Origin of the sequence: uncultured Acidaminococcus sp. (assembly GCA_900538365.1) — a bacterium.
GTDB lineage: Bacteria > Bacillota > Negativicutes > Acidaminococcales > Acidaminococcaceae > Acidaminococcus.
In genome coordinates this window covers 1-3,895 of record UPXT01000076.1, presented here as the reverse complement: position 1 = coordinate 3,895, position 3,895 = coordinate 1, and the positions used below count along the sequence as shown (strand labels likewise).

Genomic DNA, 3,895 nt, shown 5'->3' with positions numbered 1-3,895 from the left:
GCGGGCTTCCTCCCCGACCTAAGAGGTCGGAGTATCCAGCCCGCATTTAGATGAAAATAAGATGAAAGACGGTGCGGCAGGACGGGAATGGCTCGCACGCCCCACGGGGAGTTTTCGCCGCGCTTGAGGAGTAAAGGCATGCGACGCACGAGAAAAAGGATGCCCATGATGACATATTCCGCAATATCCTCAGACGCGTATCCGGCCACATTGCGCACGGCGATGCCGCGCTTTTGGGCAGCTTCAAGGTCCACAGCTTCGCAGCCTGTTCCATAGAGGGAAATGGCTTTAAGACGGGGCATTTTGATGAAGATCTCGTCACCGAGGGGGACATTCACCTGGGCAATGAGGCCATCCACAGTGCCGCCAAATTTTTCAAGGTCATGCCAAAAAGCATAGGAAGAGCGGCGGAAAGTGACGCCGGGAAAGGCCTTCGTAAGAAGGGATATTTCCACATCGTACGCAGTCCATTCCTCATCGATGATCCAAACGACCATGGCCGCCGCTCTCCTTTCTTATGCAAAAAATTCCGTGACTAAATCTTCCAATGCCTTCTGATCGCTGGCGCCCATTGTTTCACGGGCCGAATGCATGGCAAGGAGCGCCACACCAAGGTCCATGGTACGGATTGGAGTAATGGCAGAAGCCATGGAACCAAGTGTACTGCCACCTTTGATGTCACTGCGGTTGACGTAAAGCTGGTAGGGAATATTTTTTCTGTCACAAAGTCCCTTGATTACGGCAACTGCCTCCGCGTCACCAGCATAGGACTGGCTGCAGGCCTGTTTGAGAGCAAATCCCTGGCCAAGGACAGGCCGATTTGTGATATCACACTTATCGCTGTAATTCGGATGGAAAGCATGGGCCACATCGATGCTCAGCATGAAACCCTTTGCCAGGTCCTCAAAAAGCGCCTCTTCCGTAAGACCAAGGTTTTGGTAGATCCGGTGCAGAGTATTATGAAGGACCAGGGAATTGGCCCCCTGCTTTGTTGTACTCCCCACCTCTTCATTGTCAAAAAGGCCGATAAGAGCAATACCCTTTTCCACCTTGCCGTTCACGATACCTTCAAGGCAGGCCTTGCAGCTTGTGAGGTTATCCAAACGCGGAGACGACACAAAGTCATCACGTAACCCAAAGGTGCAGCCATCTTCTGTCGGGTAAGTTGAAAGATCAAAGGAAAGGATATCCTTTTCACTGCAACCGAGCTCTTTTGCCAGGAACTTTTCAAAGAACGCACCCTCTTTTTCGTCTTCCCCGATGAGTGCGGCCAGAGGCAGGATGTCCTTTTGCTTGTTCCATTTATAACCATCATTCACTTCACGGTTCATGTGGATGGCAAGGCTGGCCATGGTAAGAAGAGGCCGTCCAAAATCGACAAAATGGGTCTTGGGCTGAAAGGGATCCTCGGTCCGGGTCACAATCTTGCCAGCAAGGGAAAGGGGCCGATCCATCCAGGTGCTCACAATCATTCCGCCATAACCTTCAATATTGAGCGTACCATACCCCTGGGTCCGTACTTCGGGGGCAGGTTTCAGACGAAAAGAGGGGAAATCCGTATGGGCCGCCGCAAGCTTTAGGCCCCGCGTGCCCTTCTTCCCCGTCCTAAACGCAAGGAGACAGGAATCAAAGACGGTGACAAAATATTTGCCATTGGGTTTCAGCTTCCAGTCCTTTTCTGCCTTAAGTTCCGCAAAGCCCGCTTGTTCAAGAACGGCCTTGCTGGAAAGGACTGTATGATAGGGCGATGGACTGGTCTTGATAAAAGAAAGCAGGGACTTGATGGTTTGGTTCATGGAAAATTTCCTCCTTTGGTTATTGAATTGACTTCTGGTACGATATCTCTTGTTACAGTGTACTTGATTTATTGGGTTTCCTCAATAGGCTTTACTGATTTACATGGTGCAGGAGGCGCCTTCCTCCCCCCCAACCTACCAGCTTCCTTGCTTTTAAGATGAAAGGTCACAAGAAGAAGAGGACCGCTTGCCGCAGCGCCCTCACTGTTGAACGGCCGTTGGACCGATTTTTATAATGGGAAAGGAACCCCAAGGTCAAGAATTGACTTTTTTGTAGCAATTTGCAAAATTTTCTGTTAAGATAATGGTAATTTCATATGGTTCACCTATTTCCACTCTCATTCCACTAGGAGGTATTCGCAATGAATCAACCCACATCCAGCAAGAACAAGATCCTTACCTGGCAAGCCCTGGGTCTCATGACCTTTTCCTCAGTCTGGGGCTTTGGCAACATCGTCAATGGCTACGCCAATCAGGGACTCAAAGCCGTTATCAGTTGGATCATCATGTTCACCATCTACTTCATTCCTTACACACTCATGGTCGGTGAAATGGGTTCCACCTTCAAAGACAGCCAAGGCGGCGTCTCTTCTTGGATTCGGTCCACGTCGAGCGCTAAATTGGCTTATTTTGCTGGCTGGACTTACTGGATCTGCCACATGCCCTACTTAGCGCAAAAACCGCAAAGCATGCTCGTCGCCTTGGGCTGGGCCATTTTTCGCAATGGTTCGCTGACAAAAATGATGTCACCCTTGATGCTTCAATCCATTGCCCTCATTCTCTTTTTCTTCTTTTTATGGTATGCCTCTCGGGGCATCCGCTCCTTGAAGCACATCGGCGCCCTGGCAGGGTCAACAAAAGTCATCATGTCCTTTCTTTACATTCTGTTGGCCCTCGCGGCTCCCTATATTACAGAAGCAAAGACTTTTACCTATCGTCTTGATATGGAAACCCTCATGCCCGCCTTCGACTTTGACTATATGACAACCCTTGCCATCCTCGTCTTTGCGGTCGGCGGCTGCGAGCGTCTTTCCCCCTATGTCAATAACCTCAAGGACCCCAGCCGTGAATATCCCCGTTCCATGATTTTCATGACCGTCATGGTCTGTGTCACAGCAATTTTGGGTACCTTTGCCATGGGACTCATGTTTGACCCCCAGAATGTTCCCAAGGACCTCATGATGAATGGCTCCTATTACTGCTTTGCAAAATTGGGGGAATACTACGGCGTCGGTCAAACCTTTGTCGTTATTTTTGCTCTCTGCACCCTTATTGGACAAGCTTCGACCTTGGCTGTTTCCATTGACGCGCCCATCAAGATCCTTCTGGCTGACGTTGATGAAAAATTCGTTCCTGAACGCTTCCGCAAAATCAACAGCCGTGGGGTTCCTGTTACAGGCTATCAATTGACTGCACTGCTTGTGGGCATCCTCATCATCGTGCCAGCTCTCGGTATTGGCGATATGACAAGCCTCTACAACTGGCTCATGCGTCTAAATGCTGTCTGCATGCCCCTGCGTTACCTTTGGGTCTTTTATGCTTATATGATGCTCAAAAAACATCAGGACCGCTTCCAATCTGACTATCATTTTGTCAAAAGCGCGGCCGTCGGAAAAATGGCCGGTGCTTGGTGCTTCTTCTTTACGGCCTATGCCTGCTTCATGGGGATGTTCCCTCGCGGTGTAGCAGCCTATTCGCCAGCTTGGACCTTCCAATTTACCCTTAATATCTTGACTCCCCTCGTACTGTTTGGTATCGGCGTCATCCTTCCCTACCTTGCCAAAAAGGAACGGGAACGACTGGCAAAATAACTAAAAAAGAACCATGAAAGGTGCTGCCACGGCAGCACCTTTTTCATCGAAGCTGTAAGGCTGGCCCCCAACAGTGTCCCGCTCCTTATCTTTACTCAAATAAGCAAGGCAAAAGACCGGAAGGCCAGCGCCCATTGTCTTTTCGAAATCACGTTTCTTATCATTCCTAGGCGATTTTAAAAGCCAATGATGACACATAGCTGCATCAATCGGCGCGATTTGAGCGCCGAATAAAAAAAGGGTTCTTCACGTATTTTTGGGGGATTCCAAATCATACGTAGGTAAAGA

Annotated in this window: 2 protein-coding genes and 1 pseudogene; 1 reads left to right on the top strand and 2 read right to left on the bottom strand. The window is 49.6% G+C overall.

Annotated elements, in window-relative coordinates; genetic code table 11:
• Together QZQ08_RS09675 and QZQ08_RS09670 are read right to left on the bottom strand one after the other, a co-directional pair.
• Window positions 1-497, bottom strand: a pseudogene (locus QZQ08_RS09675) (C-terminal binding protein); the annotation flags it as partial.
• An 18-nt stretch (window positions 498-515) separates the two neighbouring features.
• Complete coding sequence (locus QZQ08_RS09670) at window positions 516-1,796, bottom strand: M18 family aminopeptidase (protein WP_296331452.1); 1,281 nt, start codon at window positions 1,794-1,796, stop codon at window positions 516-518.
• A gap of 362 nt (window positions 1,797-2,158) precedes the next feature.
• Here QZQ08_RS09670 and QZQ08_RS09665 point away from each other — a divergent pair, with 362 nt between their 5' ends.
• Window positions 2,159-3,607, top strand: coding sequence for an APC family permease (locus tag QZQ08_RS09665; protein WP_296331451.1), 1,449 nt, complete (start codon window positions 2,159-2,161; stop codon window positions 3,605-3,607).
• Window positions 3,608-3,895 lie beyond the last annotated feature (288 nt).